Origin of the sequence: Calothrix sp. PCC 6303 (genome assembly GCF_000317435.1) — a bacterium.
Classification (GTDB): Bacteria; Cyanobacteriota; Cyanobacteriia; order Cyanobacteriales; family Nostocaceae; genus PCC-6303.
In genome coordinates, this window is record NC_019751.1 from 993,044 (window position 1) to 1,007,468 (window position 14,425).

Below are 14,425 nucleotides of genomic sequence, written 5' to 3' on the forward strand. Positions count from 1 at the left end.
GATTCAAGATTTTCTTTCTACCAGGGTTTGACAATCTGCCACTTATGTCCGAGTCTCCATGATACAGGGAGCATATATTGAATAGGTGTGCGAATGAGTGGAATATTAGGTGCTTGGAATAGCCAAAAGCCAATACCTTGGCAAAAAATGCTGGATGATTTAACAGTGTTAGGACGTGATGGAAAAGGTGATTGGCACAATAGAGAAATAGGTTTAAGTTTAGGACGTACCCAATTTTTTAACACTCCTGAATCTTGTCAAGAAACACCTGTAATTGAGTATGAAGGCTCTGTTTTGGTTTGGGATGGTCGGATAGATGACCGAGAATCATTACTTGGTGGTCGTTCACATGTTACCGATGCTCAATTAATTATCGAAGCATATCGTCGTTGGGGAGTGGATTGTTTACAGCATTTAACAGGTGAATATGTTTTTATTCTCTGGGATGCTTCAAACGATTTGTTATTAGTTGGTTGTGATGTCGTTGGGGGACGCACCATTGCGTACTATTGGGATGGAGAGACATTATTGCTGTCATCGCGGGTTGTAACTTTGTTATTGCATCCGCAGGTTAGTAAAGAATTTGATGAGATTTATCTAGCTCATACAATTTGTAATTTATGGTCACACCCTCCTGGTATTACAGCTTTTGCAGATATTAAGCGTTTAAGACCAGGTTTTGCTCTGATTCTCAAATCTGGACAGTTGCAAGAACGTCAAGTTACTCAATTACCGATTCCAGAACATTACGAATTACCTAAATCACCAGAAATTTTGTACGAAAAGTTTTGGGATTTACTCAATCAAGCGACAAAAGACCGTTTACGCAGTCATCGTCCAGTTTGTACGACTATTAGCGGTGGTTTAGACTCTACAACAGTGACAGTTTCTTTGTTGAACCATTTACCGAAAATAGATGCTTTCTCAAACGTAACGACTATTTTTCCTGAATTTGATGAGCGTAAACCGATTCAGTCTTTTTTAGAACGTTATCCCCAAGTTCAATGGCATGATGTAAACTGCGATCGCGCTGTTGCTTTAACTGAACCTTGGGAAAAATTACCAATCCCAGATGACCCCTTAATTTCTTGTACTCTTCCCATGGATTTACAACTAATGGAAAAGATGCAACACAAAGGGTTTAATATTGTGTTTGATGGTGTATGGGGAGACCATTTATTTTATAATAGCTTACAAGATTTAGTCAAAGCCAATTGCTGGCAGCAATCATGGGAATATATCAAAGGTAAAAAAAATATTCATTCCATTTTGCTACGGGAATTATTTTTACCTCAATCACCCAAATGGCTACAACAAAAATGTTTTGCAAGATGGCAAAAAAAGCGAGCTATTACGTTTCCTTGGATTCGCTCAGAATATATAGATAAAACAACTACTAAAATTGCTATTCAACAGGATATTAGTGCTAGTTCATTTCCTGACAGTAATGCCCAGTTTATAATTTCCTCTTTGCAGTCTGGATATTCTGTTGCTGCAATGCAAGTTTATAAATTTCTCAAAAATTGTCATCAGCTACAACCTGTGTCTCCTTTCCAAGATCAAAGATTAATTGAGTTTGCAACTAATATACATCCTTCTCTACAATATCATATTTTCCACAACAAAATATTTTTGCGTAAAGCTAACTTAAAAACATTGCCGGAGGACGTATTGTGGCGACCAAAAGATAACTTTTTCGATCCACTAATGTATGCAGGTCTTGGTAAAGGTGATGAAGTAATTTCTCTTGCCAAAGAAATAGATGAATATTCTTTTTTACAAGATATTATTCATGTAGATTATTTTAAAGATAACTTGAATAATTTTCGCGTTAACTATTCAACAAAACATCAAAAAGGAGAAATATTTCAACAGTCAATTTCTAGTTCTATGTATAGAATTTTTTCACTATTTAATTGGTATAAATTAATTATAAAAATCAGGTAAAGTTAGTTATTTTCAAACAAAATTAAGTTATATTTTATACATGTCAAGATTGCGTTAAAAGATTTATTAGCGTTTTTATTTAAGCCAAAATAAAATATCTAAGATGCAATTTTGGCAATTAGCAAAAAGCTCAAAATTTATTGGAGAACAATCATGTCAGAGAATCTCAAGAAACAATACTCAGCAATCAAAATTTCTTCTTTAGGTGAAATTAATGTCATGACTCAAGGTAATGGTGGTTACTTGTGTGATGGTAATAGTACTTTGACACAAAGACCTGGTGGAGCTAGTAATGGCAACAGATGTGATTAATAGATTGGTTATACTTTTCTATTAGTGTCTACTAATAGATTGTCTCTAGAAGCATCTCACTTTCGTAAAAATACTATTTATTAGCCTGAAAAGGTTATATTCGTAAGTTTAGTCCCAGACTTCAGTCATAGGGAAATTACAAAGGTGAAATGTACTCTTTTTTCTAAGCTAGCTAACTACAATTAGCCAGCTTAGAAAATTTATTTTTATTGTTATTATCATTAGAGAATAAATATATCGGCATTTTTGAATTTATCGAACAGCAAAAAATAATGAAATTAGCAGAAATAAAAAAATATCTATCAGAAGAACTGATTTTTTTATCTCATGAAATTGAATTAAATTTAGAATATGTAAATCAGTTACCAGTTTTAGATAAAACTAATAGTTTTGAGCGTCTTTACTATAAAGAAAGTGATATCCAACGATTTTGGATTCCTTGGACAGAAGAATTAGGAGTTTGGGTATATGCTAATGCTTCACGAATTGACATAATTGTCAAAGAAAATTCTCAAAAATCAGAAATTACTAGTTCACTTACTATTGGGTTGAGTTCAGTAATCACAGGTGCTTGTCTAAACTTAGATAATCAAGTAGCAATTCATGCTAATGCAATATCTTTAGAAGAAAAAGCGATTGCTTTTGTAGGTTATTCAGGAATGGGTAAATCTACTCTTAGCACTTACTGTGCTAGTTGTGGTGCAGGGTTTGTAACTGATGATGTATTGACTGTTGATAGTAATTTCTTTGTACAACCTGGAAATCCACGCATCAAGCTTTATTCTCATACGAGTAAAAGTTTGGGTTTAGAAACTCCAGAAGAAGAAGTAAGCTACAAAGTTTTTCATAATCCAATCAAACTAGGTGCCAAATTGCATAATGAACCTATAGCTTTAGGTGTAATTTATTTATTAGCTGAAAGTTCAGATGATAAAATATATGCTGAAAAACTGTCCCATACTCAAGCTATTTTTGAACTCTTACAGCATAGCTATTATGCTCATGCGCTAATTCCTAACAATCCTGATTTACTTAATACTTATTCAAGTTTAGTCAAGCAAATACCAGTTAAGAAGCTTTATTATCCGCGTGATTTTACAGTTTTACCGAAAGTTTATGAATTTTTATCAGAGGAAATTCATCAATAATTATGTATTTCTAATCAATCTTTTGAAAATAAAATGAAATGCCAACGATCCAAAAGTTACAGCATAAACTCAAACAAGCTTTACGCTTACTACCCGCATTACGTTTAGTTTGGCAAGCAGCACCAGGTTGGACTATCGTTTATATTGTACTGATAATTGTTCAAGGAACATTACCTTTATTGCTACTATATTTAACTAAACTAGTTATTGATACAGTAGTTAACAGCCTTACCATTGCAGACAAAGTTAGTAGCGGAAAGCAATTAATAATTTTACTACTGCTAACAGGATTAGTTACCTTTGTTAGCACTATATGTAACTCTTTTGCCGAATTAGTTAATACAGCCCAATCTCAAAGAGTCACTGATTACATGAGTAGTATTATTCATGCTAAATCTATTGAAGTAGACTTAGATTATTACGAAAATTCTCAATACCATGATGCACTAAAAAGGGCGCAAGAAGAAGCATCTTATAGACCAAATCGTATACTTAATAATCTCGTTGCAGTTACCCAAAATAGTATTTCCCTTGTGGCAATGCTTGGACTAATGCTGTCGCTGCATTGGGGAATTGCTAGCGTGTTATTTATGGCTGCGTTTCCATCAGTTTTAGTGCGAGTCAAATTTGCCGATATTATGTATCGCTGGCATCGTAAACGCACGACAATGGAAAGGGAAAGTCACTACTTAAGTTGGCTATTAACTGGTGATATCTTTGCGAAAGAAATTCGCCTATTTGATTTAGGCATTTTGTTTAGTCAGCGATTTGATAACTTACGCCAAAAACTATTTCAAGAAAATATTGCCATTTCTCGGAAACGTTCTGTAGCAACTTTTGTAGCTCAAACCATAGCAACTATTTTAATGTTGGCTGCCTATGGGTTCATAATATATCAAGCTTTTCTGGGAGTAATTCGCATAGGGGATTTAGTTCTTTACCATGAGGGACTGAAGCGTGGACAAGATTCACTCACAGGCGTTTTGGGTCGATTATCGTCTCTTTACGAAGACAATTTATTTTTAGCAAATCTCTACGAATTTCTTGATATAAAACCTCAAATTACTCAACCAAATCATCCCCAAGCATTCCCCCAACCGATGAGAACTGGAATTGTATTTGACAATGTAAATTTCCAATATTCAACCACTACCCGTCAAGCCCTAAAAAATATTAACCTGACAATTAAACCAGGGGAAGTAATCGCTTTAGTAGGGGAAAATGGCTCAGGTAAAACAACCTTAATTAAACTGCTATGCCGCTTGTATGACCCAACAAGTGGGAATATAACTATAGATGGAATTGACATAAATAATTTTGATATTACGGAGTTACGTCGCCAATTTAGCGTTATTTTCCAGGACTATGTAAAATATCATTTTACGGCTCAAGAAAATATCTGGTTGGGTAATGTTGATATCTCACCCATTGACGATAAAGTGACAATTGCAGCCCGTCGTTCTGGTGCTGATACTGTTATCCAAAGCTTACCCCAAGGTTACGATACAATGCTGGGTAAATGGTTCGATCAAGGGGAAGAATTAAGTATCGGACAGTGGCAAAAAGTCGCATTGGCACGGGCATTTTTGCGTAATTCTCAAGTAATTGTTTTAGATGAACCCACCAGCGCAATGGACCCCAAGGCTGAAGCTGAAGTGTTTGAAGGATTTCGCCAACTTATTAAAAATCAAGCTGCGATTTTAATTAGCCATCGTTTATCAACCGTAAAAATGGCTGATAGAATTTATGTGATGGATAAAGGGAGAATTGTCGAAAGCGGAAACCATGAGAAATTGATGCAGATGGGTGGAAGTTATGCCTATTTATTTGAAACTCAAGCCAAAAATTATCGCTAAAAATCACATTGTTTTTCTGCCTCTAAATTGATCATGCGTAGTTTACCATCATAGGTATCGCATATCCAGATTCATAAAGCCTACACAGAACTCTTTACTATGAAATACTACAAAGTTTTTATATATTAAACCAATTTGAAAAACAATGCGACAGATATATATTTGTAGAGACGTAACACTGCTACGTCTCTACTGTTTGATGTGTTGCAATCATTATTTGAATTGGTATTATATATAGAGTATATATTGAGTGCCGCCATGACTACATATATTGCAGGCTCTCCCCAATCAGAAACCACAGCCGAAATCATCTACCCTAGCAGCGACGGCAAACCTGTGGCAGAAACCTACGATCATTTGTATGCGATTTTAACAACGCTAGAAGTGCTGAGGCTATATCTCAAAAGTACCCAAGCAACAGTTTTAGCTAATCAGTTTTTGTATTATGTTCAAGAATTTCCCAAATTACGTGTAGCACCTGATGTCATGGTTATCTATGATGTGGAACCTGGTGGAAGGGATAACTATAAGATTTGGGAAGAAAAACAAGTACCAAAAGTTGTATTTGAGATGACATCAAAAGGGACTCAAGCAGAAGATAAAGAAAATAAGAAAAATCTTTATGAGGGAATTGGAGTCCAGGAATATTGGTTATTCGATCCTAAAGGAGAATGGATAGAACAGAAATTACAAGGATACAAACTGCGCCCAGAGGGTTATGAACCAATTACAGATAGTTGTAGTCAAGTATTGCAATTACGTCTTGTTGTAGAAGACAAATTAATCGGCTTTTACAGGTTAGATAATGGAGAAAAACTGTTAGTTTCTGATGAGTTACTTGAGGCATTAAGAAGCGAAACTATCTTACGAACAAGGGCAGAAACGCGTGCAGAACGTCTAGCTGCAAAGTTACGAGAATTGGGAGAAGATCCTGATTTAATCTAAACGGTTTTCGTGTTTAATTTGTATGAATTACGGTATAAAGACGTTCCAGTGGAACGTCTCTACGGGATGTACTTTATTTACTTGAAATTAAATCTACCACTTGATTGCGCTGACGCTGACGTTTGACAATTGCCCCTGTACCCACTAAAGCTAACCCCAACATTCCCCAGTTTGTAGAAGATTCGGGAACTGAGGTACTGTTTTTTATCTGCTTAAGTGCAGCATCGGCAATGAAGCTGTGAGTTTTGGTTGTCGGGTGAAGAGGATCCCAAAATAAGAAATTATTAGGATCACTACAAATCGGATTTAATGGTTGTGGATAACAACTATCAAGTGCTGCATCGGTAACATTTGCGAAGCCCAATTTTCCAGCGATCGCATCTTTAAACAAACCGTTGACATCTAAGGAAAAAATATTTAATCCTGGTTTTTGAGAGCCACTCAAGACTGAATTTAAGACTCCGTTATGAGCGTCCGTCAAAGTCGTGAGTCCTTTAGCATTGGAATTATTACTTGTACCCGGCAAAGCACCCAAATCGGGTAAATTCGCCACTAAAATGTTTTTTGCACCCACTTTAGTCAAAGACGCGATCGCGTTCGCCAAATTAGCCACAGGTTTCGTTGGATCTGTTTGTTGACCACCGAGGTAATCATTAGCACCAGCCCAAATAACATACAGGGCATTTTTATTTGCTTTTGCACCAGTGGAAGAGGTAAAACTTTGAATTTGTTGCTCCAGTCCCGGAAGAGATGGGTTTGTTGTATTTAAAGCCCCAGTTGTTGCTCCACCAAAGGCAAAGTTTTTACTTTGATTAGCAGCTAAACCGAAGCCATTCGCTAAGTAATCAACCCAAACTGGACCATTGGAAAAGCGACCCTTAAAGTAAGGTTCTGGAGGTATCCCTGTAGCTTTGAAAAAATTACCCGTATCAGCAAGACTATCACCAAACACATACATCTGATTGAATTTAGCAGCCCATGCCGTTGATGGCATTAAGGTTGATAAAGTCACAAACCCCAACATTATTAACTGTTTTTTCATATTGAATCTCGCCGAGTATTTTGTTGTTAAAAAAGTTGCCTGTTTTTAAATACAGGAATTTGAAGATAGTTAGTAGAATATCATCATAGCTTTACAATGGTCAGTAGATAACCCAGTGTTAACACTGATATTACGCTGATTTTTTTAGTGTGTCAAAACTTCATAATACGTTTATCCGATTTTAAAGTTTACGCGATCGCTAAAACTATCGGACAACATTAAAGGGATTAGTAACTTAGTATTTATCCAAAAGTTATCAGTAATGTATTTATAAAGGAGGAGCGAATCCTCGACTCCTCGAAATGCTATGCTTCGGTAGGGGTAGTCAGTAAGCTTTAAGCCTAGTATCAGAAGCCGAAGATAAAATACGCTCGCTTCAAACTGATAATTGCTTACAGATAACTAATTAAATCAGTTGACTTAACTATCTTCATCCCCGCTTCTGCAAACTTCGCAAACGCCCTATCCGCCATCTCTGAATAGTCCACCACACCCGGAACCACCACAGGCGATGTACAGTCTTCCAATAAATGAATTTTTCTTGCCAAATTTGCATCAATTTGTTTAATTTCAGTTAACAAATCATCAATCGTCCAAGCTACACAATGACTCTTTGCTTGTCCCGCAATGATAACGACATCATATGCAAGTAATTGTTGAATTAAAGCCGTATTTTTATGAGCAATGGGACGACTATCAAAACCTTCCAAAACCTCTGGACTTAAAACTGAATAATTTTCTGTTAACGGATTATTTCCTTTGATTTCAAACTGTGCTTGGCTATTTCTGGCAATACTGTGGAAGAAAACTGCTTCCTCTACCGCAGAAACCACAGCATGACCAATTCCTCCTAACATCGAATGATAAGACCATACAGTCAAGGGATATTTACCATTTTCACTCAGTTGTTTAACATAATGGTAGGCATGTTTTGCTAAGAGTTCATAATCTAAATTTAAACTATAGCTGACAGATGGATTGACTTTCCAAATGCCACTATCAATATCTTCTGGAGTGATCATTGTTGCTGAAGGTATGGGATGCTCACCATTCTCATTTAACCAAAAAATGGGATGAAAAATTTGCATCGCTGTATGGGTATCCATGGTGGGAATAATTTTCGTAATGTCCCCCAAATTTCGATAAATAAACTCACAAAGACGCACATTATCTTCGATTGCCCCTCCACCAGATTTGCCCCCAACAAATAGCTCAAAACCAGGAATACAAAATGTATTTTGTGGATCGATAATTAACAGGCAAACACTATTTTTATCTTCTGCCGCAGGCTTTATATGGTGTTGTTTCGCCCAACTTTCGGCGGCAATTGCACGTTCTTGATAAGGTACACGCCACACCTCCCCAACAGTGTCAGGATTAAAGTGGCTAGGAATAGGAAGTTGATTTTGGATTGAGTTAGTCATATCTAAATATATTGAAAACGTACTAATAATTTATACAAGCATAGCCCACCAACTTTATTTAAGTACTTGTACTAGCAATTTTCAATAATTTGTATTTAAATGGCATCATCCCCACAAATAATAAATCGCTCGAATTCAGAAAATCTCTAATTACTATGGTTATTGTTCTATTTTGTGCAGTTCTGTCACCCAAAGTTACTCTAACTGTGGCAATCTGAAAAACAGAGCGTTTTAAAATTTGATGCTTTCGCTACAAAATATTACCTACTAGGTTATGCAAACCCTGTCTACCCCTACAAATCAAGATATTACAACCAATCAACCGACCTTTGATACTGCCATCAAGCGCCGCAAAACTCGCCCAGTAAAAGTGGGTGATATCACAATTGGCGGTGGCTACCCTGTGGTGGTGCAGTCGATGATTAATGAGGATACCCTCGACATTGAGGGTTCAGTGGCGGCAATTCGTCGTCTACACGAAATTGGCTGCGAAATTGTCCGCGTCACCGTTCCCAGCATGGCTCATGCTAAAGCGTTGGCGGAAATTAAGCAAAAGTTAAAACAAACTTACAAAGATGTGCCAATTGTTGCTGACGTTCATCACAATGGGATGAAAATTGCCTTAGAAGTCGCCAAACATATTGAGAAAGTACGGATTAATCCCGGTTTGTATGTGTTTGAAAAACCAAGTACAACCAGAACTGAATATACCCCTGCCGAATTTGCCGAAATTGGCGAAAAAATCCGTGAAACCCTAGAGCCGTTGGTGGTATCCTTGCGTGATCAAGGAAAATCCATGCGAATCGGTGTTAATCATGGTTCTTTGGCTGAAAGAATGCTCTTTACCTACGGTGATACTCCGGAAGGGATGGTGGAATCAGCAATAGAATTTATTAAAATTTGTGAATCTTTGGATTTTCATAATATTGTCATCTCCATGAAAGCCTCACGGGTACCAGTAATGGTGGCTGCTTACCGCTTAATGGTGAGGCGGATGGATGAGTTAGGGATGGATTATCCGCTGCATTTAGGTGTGACGGAAGCAGGTGATGGCGAATATGGCAGAATTAAATCAACCGCTGGAATTGCCACCCTACTTACCGATGGAATTGGCGATACCATTCGCGTATCTTTAACTGAAGCCCCAGAAAAAGAGATTCCTGTTTGTTACAGTATCTTGCAGGCTTTAGGATTAAGGAAGACAATGGTGGAGTATGTCGCCTGTCCTTCTTGCGGACGAACTCTATTTAACTTGGAGGAGGTACTGCATAAAGTCAGGGAAGCAACGAAACATTTAACAGGCTTAGATATTGCTGTTATGGGTTGCATTGTTAACGGACCTGGAGAAATGGCTGATGCTGACTATGGTTACGTTGGCAAAACTCCCGGCTATATCTCACTGTATCGCGGTCGAGATGAAATTAAAAAAGTTCCAGAAAATATGGGTGTAGAAGAATTGATTAATTTGATTAAGGCTGATGGACGTTGGGTGGAACCGTAAACGTACTTAGGAACCTTGATCACATTTCTTTTCGCCGGATTCAAGAAAATTTTTTGGAAATAAAACAATATGCTCAGTCAGTACAGAATAAGCCTGTGCTAGATTGAGCATACTGACTATAATTTATTCCCTAGCCTTTGCAGCGTCATTATGGTGATTACAAGAAGTGGACTTGTTTTGGGTGCTACGGCTGTGACGTTGACTACAATCGCGTTTACCAGTCTTGGTATACATTCCCAAGGGCAAGCCTTTCCATTTAAAGAAAGTCCTAAAGAATTAGTTGACGAAGTTTGGCAAATTATCCAGCGTCAATATGTGGATCCTACTTTCAATCAAGTTGATTGGCAGGCTGTTCGTAAGCAATATTTGAATAAATCTTATAAGAACAAACAAGAAGCTTATAAATCTATTCGAGAAATGCTGAAAATGTTGAATGATCCCTTCACTCGGTTTATGGATCCCAGTGAATTTAAAAATATGCAGGTTGATACTTCTGGAGAATTAACAGGCATTGGGATTCAAATTGGTTTGGATGAAAAAACCAAAAGACTGACTGTAATTTCCCCAATTGAGGATACACCAGCATTTAAAGCGGGTGTTTTAGCTAAGGATATGATTATTAAGATCAATGGCAAAAACACCGAGGGGATGGACACAAACCAAGCTGTATCTTTGATTCGCGGTGAAGCTGGAACCAAAGTAAATTTAACTATTTTACGGGGTAAACAGAGAAAGGAATTTAGTATTGCTAGGGCGAAAATCGAAATTCATCCAGTCAAGTTTTCGCAACAAAAAACCCCCATTGGGAATGTAGGGTACATTCGTCTCAACCAATTTAGCGCCAATGCTGCAAAGGAAATGCGGGATGCCATTAACGATTTAGAGAAAAAACAAATTGTAGGCTACGTTGTAGATTTACGTGGAAATCCTGGGGGCTTATTATTTGCAAGTGTCGAAATTTCGCGGATGTGGCTGGATAAGGGGACAATTGTTTCCACTAAAGATCGTCAAGGTGAACAAGAACGAGAAATTGCTAATGGTAGGGCTTTGACAAAGAAACCCTTAACTATTTTGGTAAATAAGGGTTCAGCTAGTGCCAGCGAAATTTTCTCTGGGGCAATCCAAGATAATAAGCGGGGTATTTTAGTGGGTTCGCAAACCTTTGGGAAAGGTTTAGTCCAATCGGTGCGTCCTTTGGATGATGGTTCAGGCTTGGCAGTGACAATTGCTAAATACTTTACACCTAGTGGTCGTGATATTCACAAACATGGGATTGATCCTGATATTAAGTTGGAGTTGACTCAGAAGCAGGAGGTCGAATTGTGGTTACGCGATCGCGTTAAGGTTGGAACTATGCAAGACCCGCAGTTTGCTAAAGCTGTGGAATCTTTGAAAAACCAAATCGCTGCCCAAGGCAACACCCAGGCACAAAACAAGTAGCGTGGGAAATTAGTCAACTAATTAGTCAACTATTGAGGTTGACATTTCCCAGCACGGATTAATCCGATGCGATGCGCGATCGCATCTTCCCTAGAATCATATGGACCCCATCTTTCTGATATTTCCATATTCTGCTCCTCAGTCATTTCCTTACTGGGGATAATCTCACATGTTTGTGTGGATAGCTTGAAAATATACCATTTCTGTTGATATTCCACCATAATTATTCCAGCGCAGTTGGAGATATAATGAATTTTCTGACATCGCTGATACAAAGGCAATAATACAAAGGTAATATTTGATAACTTTTATTGCGGCATCCCTGTGGCGTTTTCTCTGTATTAATACTGCTACAAACACAACATTTAAGCTAAAAATAATGCTTTGTAGTTATAAATATCAGTAATTTTCTTGAGCTAACAAATCAAAAATCTACACATTTGGTATTACTTTCAGTAACATGACATGATCTTTAGCAACTCTTCAAAAGATAACTAGAGAAAATTACCTGGTGATAGCTCAATTTTAATGTCAATAATAGATTAAAGAAAATGCTCTCCATCCTTTTTGTGCAGCGAGTTGACAGTACATGAGCTACTGCTTAAATCCCAATTGTCCAAATCCAGAAAATCTAACTTGTAGCGATAAGTGTCAAGCTTGTGGTTCATCACTACTGCTGCGCGATCGTTATCGGGTGCTCAAAGCGTTAGGTCAAGGCGGCTTTGGGGCTACCTTTATTGCCCGCGATGAAGTACTACCAGGACAACCAAGTTGTGTAATTAAACAGCTACGACCAACCGCAACCGCACCACATGTTTTAGAAATGGCGCGGGAACTGTTTGAGCGTGAAGCTGTCACCCTTGGCAAAATTGGCAATCATCCCCAAGTTCCCCGTTTGCTGGATTATTTTGAATCCGGTGAACAATTTTACCTTGTTCAAGAGTATATCAGTGGTGCAACTTTACAACAGGAGGTCAAAGCCAAAGGACAATGCAGTGAAACTTCAGTTAAGGAATTTTTAACTGACATTCTGCCCCTTCTACAATACATCCACAGTCAGAAGGTAATTCATCGAGATATCAAACCAGCAAATTTGATTCGTCGCGCTCAAGATAGTCGATTAGTTTTGATTGACTTCGGGGCTGTAAAAAACCAAGTCAGCCAAACTTTGGCTTTACGATCTGGGCAAACAGCTTTAACAGCCTATGCCATAGGTACACCAGGATTTGCCCCTCCCGAACAAATGGCAATGCGTCCAGTTTATTCCAGTGATATTTACGCACTGGGAGTAACTTGTATTTATTTGCTAACTGCTAAATCTCCAAAAGATTTGGATTACAATCCCACTACTGGGGAGATGATGTGGGAACACTTAGTTCAAGTCAGTCCACATTTAAGTGGTGTAATTCGGAAAATGTTAGAAGTTTCTGTACGTAGCCGCTTCCAATCGGCTGACGAAGTTCTCAAGGCTTTAGAAATGGAGCCATATCTCCAAGATTTGGAAAAAGGTATGGTATCTCGTCCTGTAGATGTTACAAAAAAAGGTTCTGGTAAGCGCTTTGAAGATTCAGGAATTCTCAATAACCATGCTTCAGTGGGCTTTTCCAGTGGAGGTGTTGCCCAGGTTGCAGCCGCAATTAGAGCTAGAAGAGCAAAATTAGTTGAAGCCACTGCTAGTGGTAATCAACGCTCAACCGTATCTAAATTAGCCACATGGAATCAAGAAAGCACTAATGCGACTAGTGGTTCTAAATCCCAAAGTGTTCGTCAGTTCAATACTGAGGGTTTATTATCTGCCTATACCAAAGGTAGACGTGATTTTGCCTCCTACAATTTAGCTTTGCTAAATTTACAAGGAATTGATTTATCAGAGGCAAACTTCCATGCTTCAGTTTTAGAAAGAGCTAATTTACAGGGTTCTAATCTATATAACAGTGATTTTGGTCGTGCCAGTCTCAACCGCGCTAACCTCAAGGATGCAAATCTAAATAAGGCTTATTTGAGTCATGCTGACTTAGAAGGTGCCGATTTACGTGGTGCTGATCTAAGTTATGCATATTTAAATCATGCTAACTTACGAGGAGCAAATCTGTGTGGTGCTAATCTTACTGGTGCCAAAGTTTCTGATGAACAACTGGTATTAGCAAAAACAAATTGGATGACGGTACGACCTAATGGTAAACGCGGTTTGTTATAGTGGAAGGCTTTGGGCTTGATTTCAAAGTCAGCCCGAAGCTTCTATTTGTAGACGATAGCAACCTGTTAACTAATGACAAAGATTTATTAATGCCAAATTAAATTTAACTTCCATCAATATTTCAATAAATTAAGAAAGACTAATAAATAAAATATTAAATTAAAAAAAACGATGATATTTTGTATAAATGTAAATATAAATTTTGTTTGCTCAAAAAAATAATTAATTACTAAATAATGTATCTGAGATGAATATCACTAAGATAATACTTTAGGCTTATCTAGCCTTCTTGGTAGGTTCCAGCTTGGGGACGTATTCTGAGAGACCCCACCCCCGGCAAATCCCCCAATCATCGTTTCCTAGCCTGGAAGTTGCGAGCTAGTTAGGGTAAAGGCTATGCCTTAACTTAGTGCCATTCGTATATGAGCTACAGCAAATTGGCATGGTGTACAGAACTACTGGTTTATAGAACATACTTAGCAATGTGGGTTGAATCAAGTACAACAGTAGCCTGCATAAGCGGAGAATAACGCACCATTCCAAGTTTTATGACAATTACAGGCTAGAGCGTTCCAACAAATGAGTGATCAAAAATCCTTAGGATTTGATACTC

11 protein-coding genes are annotated in these 14,425 nt (G+C 37.7%); 8 read left to right on the forward strand and 3 right to left on the reverse strand.

What is annotated here, in order from left to right:
• Positions 1-93 precede the first annotated feature (93 nt).
• From CAL6303_RS04120 to CAL6303_RS04135, 5 genes are all read left to right on the forward strand, one after another.
• On the forward strand, positions 94-1,947 hold the full coding sequence (locus CAL6303_RS04120; RefSeq protein ID WP_015196571.1) for an asparagine synthase-related protein: 1,854 nt from the start codon (positions 94-96) through the stop codon (positions 1,945-1,947).
• A gap of 153 nt (positions 1,948-2,100) precedes the next feature.
• Positions 2,101-2,259 carry a hypothetical protein gene (locus CAL6303_RS30220; protein WP_015196572.1) on the forward strand — a complete coding sequence of 53 codons (159 nt, stop codon included), beginning with the start codon at positions 2,101-2,103 and terminating at the stop codon, positions 2,257-2,259.
• Positions 2,260-2,531: 272 nt separating this feature from the next.
• A complete protein-coding gene (locus CAL6303_RS04125) occupies positions 2,532-3,407 on the forward strand; it encodes a hypothetical protein (protein ID WP_015196573.1) in 876 nt (291 codons plus the stop codon).
• Positions 3,408-3,445: 38 nt separating this feature from the next.
• A complete protein-coding gene (locus CAL6303_RS04130; protein ID WP_015196574.1) occupies positions 3,446-5,263 on the forward strand; it encodes an ABC transporter ATP-binding protein in 1,818 nt (605 codons plus the stop codon).
• 258 nt (positions 5,264-5,521) lie between these two features.
• Positions 5,522-6,208: a Uma2 family endonuclease gene (locus CAL6303_RS04135; protein WP_015196575.1), complete on the forward strand. Its 687-nt coding sequence runs from the start codon at positions 5,522-5,524 to the stop codon at positions 6,206-6,208.
• Between the two features lie 73 nt (positions 6,209-6,281).
• Here the strand turns inward: CAL6303_RS04135 and CAL6303_RS04140 are convergent, their stop codons facing one another.
• Positions 6,282-7,250, reverse strand: coding sequence for an SGNH/GDSL hydrolase family protein (locus tag CAL6303_RS04140; protein ID WP_015196576.1), 969 nt, complete (start codon positions 7,248-7,250; stop codon positions 6,282-6,284).
• A gap of 392 nt (positions 7,251-7,642) precedes the next feature.
• A complete protein-coding gene (locus tag CAL6303_RS04145) occupies positions 7,643-8,674 on the reverse strand; it encodes a hypothetical protein (RefSeq protein WP_015196577.1) in 1,032 nt (343 codons plus the stop codon).
• Positions 8,675-8,948: 274 nt separating this feature from the next.
• Here CAL6303_RS04145 and ispG point away from each other — a divergent pair, with 274 nt between their 5' ends.
• Positions 8,949-10,175: a (E)-4-hydroxy-3-methylbut-2-enyl-diphosphate synthase gene (gene ispG, locus CAL6303_RS04150; protein WP_015196578.1), complete on the forward strand. Its 1,227-nt coding sequence runs from the start codon at positions 8,949-8,951 to the stop codon at positions 10,173-10,175.
• Between the two features lie 150 nt (positions 10,176-10,325).
• A complete protein-coding gene (gene ctpC / locus CAL6303_RS04155; RefSeq protein ID WP_015196579.1) occupies positions 10,326-11,615 on the forward strand; it encodes a carboxyl-terminal processing protease CtpC in 1,290 nt (429 codons plus the stop codon).
• Positions 11,616-11,644: 29 nt separating this feature from the next.
• Here the strand turns inward: ctpC and CAL6303_RS04160 are convergent, their stop codons facing one another.
• On the reverse strand, positions 11,645-11,836 hold the full coding sequence (locus tag CAL6303_RS04160; protein WP_015196580.1) for a hypothetical protein: 192 nt from the start codon (positions 11,834-11,836) through the stop codon (positions 11,645-11,647).
• Between the two features lie 368 nt (positions 11,837-12,204).
• On the opposite strand from CAL6303_RS04160, the gene CAL6303_RS04165 reads away from it, so the two are divergent.
• Positions 12,205-13,812: a serine/threonine-protein kinase gene (locus CAL6303_RS04165; RefSeq protein ID WP_015196581.1), complete on the forward strand. Its 1,608-nt coding sequence runs from the start codon at positions 12,205-12,207 to the stop codon at positions 13,810-13,812.
• Positions 13,813-14,425: the final 613 nt, after the last annotated feature.

What these genes read in the sequence shown, in the direction of transcription:
- CAL6303_RS04120 (WP_015196571.1), top strand. Translation starts at nt 94, where the DNA reads ATGAGTGGAATATTAGGTGCTTGGAATAGCCAAAAGCCAATACCTTGG.
- CAL6303_RS30220 (WP_015196572.1), top strand. Translation starts at nt 2,101, where the DNA reads ATGTCAGAGAATCTCAAGAAACAATACTCAGCAATCAAAATTTCTTCT.
- CAL6303_RS04125 (WP_015196573.1), top strand. Translation starts at nt 2,532, where the DNA reads ATGAAATTAGCAGAAATAAAAAAATATCTATCAGAAGAACTGATTTTT.
- CAL6303_RS04130 (WP_015196574.1), top strand. Translation starts at nt 3,446, where the DNA reads ATGCCAACGATCCAAAAGTTACAGCATAAACTCAAACAAGCTTTACGC.
- CAL6303_RS04135 (WP_015196575.1), top strand. Translation starts at nt 5,522, where the DNA reads ATGACTACATATATTGCAGGCTCTCCCCAATCAGAAACCACAGCCGAA.
- CAL6303_RS04140 (WP_015196576.1), bottom strand. Translation starts at nt 7,250, where the DNA reads ATGAAAAAACAGTTAATAATGTTGGGGTTTGTGACTTTATCAACCTTA.
- CAL6303_RS04145 (WP_015196577.1), bottom strand. Translation starts at nt 8,674, where the DNA reads ATGACTAACTCAATCCAAAATCAACTTCCTATTCCTAGCCACTTTAAT.
- ispG (WP_015196578.1), top strand. Translation starts at nt 8,949, where the DNA reads ATGCAAACCCTGTCTACCCCTACAAATCAAGATATTACAACCAATCAA.
- ctpC (WP_015196579.1), top strand. Translation starts at nt 10,326, where the DNA reads ATGGTGATTACAAGAAGTGGACTTGTTTTGGGTGCTACGGCTGTGACG.
- CAL6303_RS04160 (WP_015196580.1), bottom strand. Translation starts at nt 11,836, where the DNA reads ATGGTGGAATATCAACAGAAATGGTATATTTTCAAGCTATCCACACAA.
- CAL6303_RS04165 (WP_015196581.1), top strand. Translation starts at nt 12,205, where the DNA reads ATGAGCTACTGCTTAAATCCCAATTGTCCAAATCCAGAAAATCTAACT.